The 6,678-nt window shown below is 62.0% G+C and carries 6 protein-coding genes; 5 read left to right on the top strand and 1 reads right to left on the bottom strand.

What is annotated here, in order from left to right; genetic code table 11:
* The 3 genes from EN879_RS39030 to EN879_RS19430 form a co-directional block, all read left to right on the top strand.
* A partial coding sequence (locus EN879_RS39030; RefSeq protein WP_164774470.1) for a hypothetical protein occupies nt 1-266 on the top strand: 266 nt, incomplete at its 5' end.
* Nucleotides 267-733: 467 nt separating this feature from the next.
* Nucleotides 734-2,032, top strand: a complete 1,299-nt coding sequence (locus tag EN879_RS19435) for a DUF3419 family protein (RefSeq protein WP_063168486.1) — start codon at nt 734-736, stop codon at nt 2,030-2,032.
* Nucleotides 2,029-2,712: a class I SAM-dependent methyltransferase gene (locus tag EN879_RS19430; RefSeq protein ID WP_063168487.1), complete on the top strand. Its 684-nt coding sequence runs from the start codon at nt 2,029-2,031 to the stop codon at nt 2,710-2,712. Before EN879_RS19435 ends, EN879_RS19430 begins: the two co-directional genes overlap by 4 nt.
* A gap of 52 nt (nt 2,713-2,764) precedes the next feature.
* Here EN879_RS19430 and EN879_RS19425 read toward each other — a convergent pair whose 3' ends face one another.
* Nucleotides 2,765-4,144 carry a serine hydrolase gene (locus EN879_RS19425; RefSeq protein ID WP_063168488.1) on the bottom strand — a complete coding sequence of 460 codons (1,380 nt, stop codon included), beginning with the start codon at nt 4,142-4,144 and terminating at the stop codon, nt 2,765-2,767.
* Between the two features lie 229 nt (nt 4,145-4,373).
* On the opposite strand from EN879_RS19425, the gene EN879_RS19420 reads away from it, so the two are divergent.
* Both EN879_RS19420 and EN879_RS19415 read left to right on the top strand, forming a co-directional pair.
* On the top strand, nt 4,374-5,174 hold the full coding sequence (locus tag EN879_RS19420; protein WP_013530938.1) for a GH25 family lysozyme: 801 nt from the start codon (nt 4,374-4,376) through the stop codon (nt 5,172-5,174).
* A gap of 257 nt (nt 5,175-5,431) precedes the next feature.
* Nucleotides 5,432-6,613 carry a lytic murein transglycosylase gene (locus tag EN879_RS19415; RefSeq protein ID WP_013530937.1) on the top strand — a complete coding sequence of 394 codons (1,182 nt, stop codon included), beginning with the start codon at nt 5,432-5,434 and terminating at the stop codon, nt 6,611-6,613.
* The last annotated feature ends 65 nt before the right edge of the window (nt 6,614-6,678 follow it).

Raw genomic sequence — 6,678 nt, 5'->3', positions numbered from 1 at the left:
CTCTTAGAAGAACCGGTGATGGGAATTTAGATGACTGGGAATTCAATTCCCTGGAAGAGCATCTTGAAAAACTATCCATAGAAGCACAATCAATTTTCCAAAACAAAAATAAAGACGATCCGGAAAAAATAAACACGTGGTATGCGTTCAGTAAACTAATAGATTGCTTTTCTTACAGCGAATATTGGGACCAGATTCCAAAATTAATGGATGCAATCAAATCAAACCGTGGGATAAACGAAGTTTTTCGCAAAAAAGAGGGCTAGAAGGACGAACCATCTTCAGATAAAAAGATTGCCGATCTGGCGACAGACCTCTTCGTATATCGGCCCTCCGGCGGCATCGTCCCGCTGGCGGGGGTGAAATCGGGAAATGGCGACCCCCGGAATATTTCTGCCACGACAATGTCGCAGCCTGGATGCCGACTCGCCAAAAGACAAGCATGCGCGGCTTCCTGACTGTCGAGTATAGCTTGCTGCTGTCGTACATTCAGTTCACGGAATATAGCGTTGTGGCGACACAACTTCCAACCGGGCTTCGCAACTCTACCCCTTCATCGAGCGCACTGGTCCTGTTGGCCTGCTTGCCGAAGCCGGCCGACGTATGACTATTTGCAATCAGATTCGATGAAAAAGCGCGCGGTCCATGTCGAGACGCGCACCGCCGCACTTTCGAAGACATTATCGAGATCAGCAAGGATCGACCGGCGTCAACCGGCTGTCACCGGCCTGTCATGAGCCTGCGCTACCCGCTTGCGGCAAAGCAAATGGGGAATCATCTTGCCATGACGGACGTTTCCGCAGATCTGGTTTTTCGCCGCGGCAAGGAAGTTGGAAAGGCCGTCTATCAGAACCGCCCGCTGTCGAAGGCCGGCATTTCGGAGCGGCTGTTCGCCTTCCTGTTCTCCGGCCTCGTCTATCCGCAGATCTGGGAAGACCCCGATGTCGACATGGAGGCGATGCAGCTTGGCCAGGGCCACCGCGTCGTCACCATCGCCTCCGGCGGCTGCAACATCCTGGCCTACCTCACGCGCTCGCCGGCCCGGGTCGACGCCGTCGACCTCAACACCGCGCACATCGCGCTGAACCGCATGAAGCTGGAGGCGGTGCGCCATTTGCCATCGCAGGGCGATCTGTTCCGCTTCTTCGGCGCCGCCGACACCAGCCACAATTCGAAAGCGTATGACCGTTTCATCGCGCCGCATCTCGATCCTGTCAGCCGTCACTACTGGGAGCGCCGCAACTGGCGCGGGCGCCGTCGCATCACTGTGTTCGACCGCAATTTCTACCAGACCGGCCTGCTCGGCTTGTTCATCGCCATGGGCCATCGCACGGGAAAATTCTTCGGCGTCGACCCAGCCGGCATCATGCAGGCCAGGAACATCGGCGAGCAGCGCCGCTTCTTCAACGAGGAGTTGGCGCCGGTCTTCGACAACAAGCTTTTGAGATGGGCGACGTCGCGCAAGGCTTCGCTGTTCGGCCTCGGCATTCCACCGGCGCAGTACGATTCGCTGATCACTTCTGGCGACGGCACCATGGCCAGCGTGCTGAAAGCCCGGCTGGAAAAACTCGCTTGCGATTTTCCGCTGGAGAATAACTACTTCGCCTGGCAGGCCTTTGCCCGCCGCTATCCGAACCCCGGCGAGGCCGCCCTGCCCGCCTATCTCGAAAAGCAGAATTACGAGACCATCCGCGGCAATGTCGGCCGCGTCGCCATCCACCATGCCAATCTGATCGAGTTTCTCGCCGGCAAGGATGCAGGCGCGGTCGACCGCTTCGTCCTGCTCGACGCACAGGACTGGATGACCGACGATCAGCTCAACGCGCTGTGGGCGGAAATCACCCGCACGGCTTCGGCCGGCGCCCGCGTCATCTTCCGCACCGCCGCCGAGCCCAGCCTGCTGCCGGGTCGCGTCTCCAGTTCGCTGCTCGACCAATGGGACTATCAGGACCAGGCTTCGCGGGAATTTTCGGCCCGCGACCGCTCGGCCATCTATGGCGGCTTCCATCTCTACGTAAAGCGCGCGGCATGAGCAGCAGCGAGCTGCCGGCCAGCCCCGAATTCAAGGCCAATCATGCCGAACTGATGGACGGCGTCTACCGCTGGCAGCGCCACATCTACGACCTGACCCGCAAATACTACCTGCTCGGCCGCGACCCAATGATCTCGGGGCTCGACGTGCCTGCCGGTGGCACCGTGCTGGAACTCGGCTGCGGCACCGGCCGCAACGTCATCCTCGCCGCCCGTCACTATCCCGACGCGCGCTTTTTCGGCCTCGATATTTCGGCCGAAATGCTGGAGACGGCCGGAAAGGCGATCGACCGCGAGGGCCTGTCCGGTCGCGTCATATTGGCTAGGGGCGATGCCACCGATTTCGATGCCCGGGCACTCTTCGATGTCGAACGCTTCGACCGTGTCTTCGTGTCCTATTCGCTGTCGATGATCCCCGGCTGGGAAAAAACAGTATCGGCGGCACTTGCCGCCCTGTCGCCGAACGGTTCGCTGCACATCGTCGATTTCGGCCAGCAGGAAGGGCTGCCCGGCTGGTTCCGTGCGCTGCTGCGCGGCTGGCTGAAAAAATTCCACGTCGCGCCGCGTGAATCGTTGCGCGAAGTGCTGGAATCGGAATCTCGGCGAACCGGCGCAAGCTTCCGTTTCGGCACGCTTTATCGCGGCTATGCCTGGCTGGCGGTTATCGGGCCGCGCGGCTAGCCAAGGTGAAACCGCCATTTGCAGGCCGACCTCACCTGAATGTCAATGCACCTTAATGCAGCGCCTTCATCAGCGCCCCCACCATCGTCTGCGGCCGATAGCCAAGCTTGGCAGGCGTCAGCCCCAGCCGCACCACCACCAACTGCTCCGAGGGAATGATGGCAACCGTCTGCCCGTCATGGCCTTCCATCCAGTACGTGTCCTTGGGCAGGCCTGCCGCGACGCCGGCGCCGGGGTTTTCCTCATCGCCCGGGGCCTCGATCCACAATTGGCCCTTGCCGTAGACCTTCGAGGCGGATGCCGGCTCGCGCATCCAGTCGACGAAACCGGCCGGCAGGATCTGGTTGCCGTTCCACACCCCGCCTTGCAGCAGGAACTGGCCGAAGCGCGCCCAGTCATGCGCGGTCGCGTAGAGATAGGACGAGCCGACGAAGGTGCCCTGCTCGTCCGTTTCAAGCACCGCGCTGTGCATGCCGAGCGGCTCGAATAGCGCCGTGCGCGGCCACGTCAGCGCCCTGGCCTTGTCGCCGACCGCGTCCTGCCAGAGGCGCGACAGCATCACCGCCGTGCCGCTCGAATAGGAAAACTGTTTGCCGACCTCTGCAGCCAGCGGCTTGGATTCGGCAAAGCCCGCCATGTCAGGTTCGAGATAGAGCATGCGCGTGACGTCGGCGACGTCGCCATAATCCTCGTTGAACTCCAGCCCGCTCGACATCGCCATCATGTCGGCAAGGCTGATCGCGGCGCGGCCGTCCGCCTTCCACGGCGCGAACAGGTTTTTGTTGTCGAAAGCCATCTTGCCGTCCTTGACCAACGTACCGACGATGGCGGCATTCACTGTTTTGGTCATCGACCAGCCGAGCAGCGGCGTCCTGGCGGAAAAGCCATCGCCGTAGCGCTCGGCGACGACACGGCCATTCTTGACCACCACCACCGCGCGCATGCCGGTGCCGATCAGCGCCGCATCATCCAGCAGCTTGGCAACAACCGGATCCTGTGATGCCTCGACCCGTTCGCCTTCCGGCCACAGGTCGCCCATGGTGACTGCGGACGGCTCCGCTTGGATCGCGGTCCGCCGCACCTTTCCTACGTCGCCGTCCGGAACCGAAGCGCAGCCAAGCCCGTCGCGGGCTACGGCGACGCTCTTGCCGAGGAAACCGAACAGGCCGGCAGACACCGTTCCCCTGTTCTTGTCCACCGAAACCCGCATTAACCGCAGCAGGGGATGCCCGGGTGCCTGCACGTCGACGGCCAGCACCTCATTGGGATCGCGGCCGGCGATAAAAACGTTCGAACAGACGATCTTGGCCGAGTAGCCCGAGCCGACCCTGATCAACTCCGGTGGCGCGATATAAAGCCAGGCAAAAAGTGCTGCGACCGCCAGGACGATCAGGCCAAGCAGCCATTTGACGATCTTGACCACGATCCGCATTTATTTCCTCCGGGCCCTGCGCGACCCTTATGTCATCGATTTGCCGCCATTGCTTCCGCAAATCACAATGCTTGTCGAGCGCCATCAACGGATTATCAACCATGATCGGCGATCACAGGATATGCTGAGCGATGCTGTGGGGCGATCGTTCGGAGGGGGCCCGATCACAAAGCAGGCCATCAGTGTAGAGACCCATCAGCGACCGGCTGAATCCGGCTCGGGAATTGCGATGCGCCGTCTTGCGGGCCTGATCATGCTAGCGCTGCTTGGTGCTTGCTCGACCGTCGACGATCTCTCGCCGCTGTCGCCATCCGCTTCGAGCAGCCCGACGGTTGCCGTGCGCGCGCCGCGCTTTGCCGACTCCAAGCCGCATGAATGGGAGAGCGGCGCGCCGTGGAACTATGCCGTCCACGGCACCGATGTTTCCAAATACCAGACCTCGGTCGACTGGCCGGCTGCCAGGGCCAGCGGCATCTCCTTCGCCTTCATCAAGGCGACCGAGGGCGGCGACCGTTTCGACGAGTATTTCAGCGAGCATTGGGCGCGCACGAAGGCCAACGGGATTCCGCGAGCCGCCTATCATTTCTATTATTTCTGCACCCCGGCTGCCGTTCAGGCGCGCTGGTTCATCCGCAACGTCCCCGTCGATCGCTCGGCGATGCCGCCGGTCCTCGATATGGAATGGAACCCGCAATCGCCGACCTGCAGGCTGCGTCCCGACGCCGCCACGGTGCGCGCGGAGATGACCACCTTCCTCGAAATCGTCGAACGCCATTACGGCAAGAAGCCGATCATCTACACTTCCGTCGACTTCTTCGACGACAACGGGCTGTCAGGGTTCCGCGGCTATCCCTACTGGCTGCGTTCCGTCGCCGGCCATCCGCGTGAGAAATACGGCAGCCACCCCTTCACCTTCTGGCAGTACACCGGAACCGGCATCGTTCCCGGCATGACCGGCAAGTCCGACATCAACGTCTTCAACGGCAGCGAAGCCGCCTGGAACAAATGGCTGCGGCAGAACACCCGTTGACGTCAGGTTCAACGGCAGCACCGCCCTGGATCAAATCACTCCAGCAGAGCTTCCGTTGAACCGGTGCAACGGCAGCACTGCCCTGCATCAAATCACTCCAGCAGAGAAGCTGCCGCAGAACACCGTTGACACCGGGCCTGCCGCCTGCTTTTCGACACAGCCAGCGGGAAAGAGTGCAACCGCCGGTAATTCAGGGCGTTGGGCTTCCCGGGGGGGAGCACAACAAATGACCCCCTGTTCGTTTCGAAAGGAAGCTGATGCGACTGCGTTCCAAAGTCCTCGCGGCTGCGCTGACCCTGTGCGCCACGGCCTTGCCGGCGATGGCGCAGGAATGCGGCGGCGACTTCGAATCCTGGAAGCAGGGCGTCGCCGCGGAAGCCAAGGCGGCCGGCGTAGGTGCAGTGGGTCTCGACGCCCTTGAAGCGGCAACCTTAGATGACAAGGTGTTGGCGCGCGACCGCGCCCAGGGCGTCTTCACCCAAACCTTTGTCGAGTTTTCCAACCGGATGATCTCGGCCTATCGCCTGAAGCAAGGTGCGGCGAACATGAAGAAATACGCGGATGTCTTCGCCCGCGCCGACCAGCAGTTCGGCGTCCAGGCGCCGATCATCGCCGCCTTCTGGGCGCTGGAGACCGATTTCGGCGCCGTGCAGGGCGACTTCCACACGCTGAGCGCCCTGGTGACGCTTTCCCATGATTGCCGCCGGCCGCAGCTCTTCCGGCAACAGCTGGTGCCGCTTCTGGAACTGATCGATCGCGGCGTGCTGCCGGCCGATGTCAGGGGCGCCTGGGCCGGCGAGATCGGCCAGACGCAGATCCTGCCCTCCGACTATCTGGCACGCGGCGTCGACGGCGACGGCGACGGCAAGATCGACCTGCGCGGCAGCGTGCCTGATGTGATCATGACCACTGCCAACAAGGTGCTGTCGCGCGGCTGGAAACGCGACCAGCCCTGGATCCAGGAAGTCCGCGTGCCCGAAGACATGCCGTGGGATCAGACCGGTCGCACCAACAAGCTGCCGCTGTCGCAGTGGGCGCAATGGGGCGTCACCTACCCCAGCGGCGCGCCGCTGGTCGATAACGGCCTGAAAGCAGGCCTCGCGCTGCCGATGGGCCGCAAGGGGCCAGCCTTCCTCACCTACGACAATTTCGACGTTTATCTCGAATGGAATCAGTCCTTCACCTATGCGCTGACGGCAGCCAACCTTGCCGCACGGCTGGCAGGCGCGCCGCCGCTGGACCCGCGCAATCCCGAGACCGGTCTCAACAATGAGCAGATGAAGGCGTTGCAGACCAAGCTGGAAGCCAAGGGCTACGATGTCGGCACCGTCGACGGCATTTTGGGTACCAACACCCGCGAGGCGATCCGCAAGGAGCAGACGCGGCTAGGTTTGCCGGTGGATGGCTGGCCGACGCCGGAGCTGTTGGGAAAATTATAGGGCAATAGGGCAGTAGGGCAAATTAGCCCGAAGCAGTGACTGCCGCCACCCCTATTCCCCTATTC

The organism is Mesorhizobium sp. M7A.F.Ca.AU.002.02.1.1 (assembly GCF_003998535.1).
GTDB lineage: Bacteria > Pseudomonadota > Alphaproteobacteria > Rhizobiales > Rhizobiaceae > Mesorhizobium > Mesorhizobium ciceri.
This window is presented reverse-complemented; position numbering and strand designations above follow the sequence as displayed.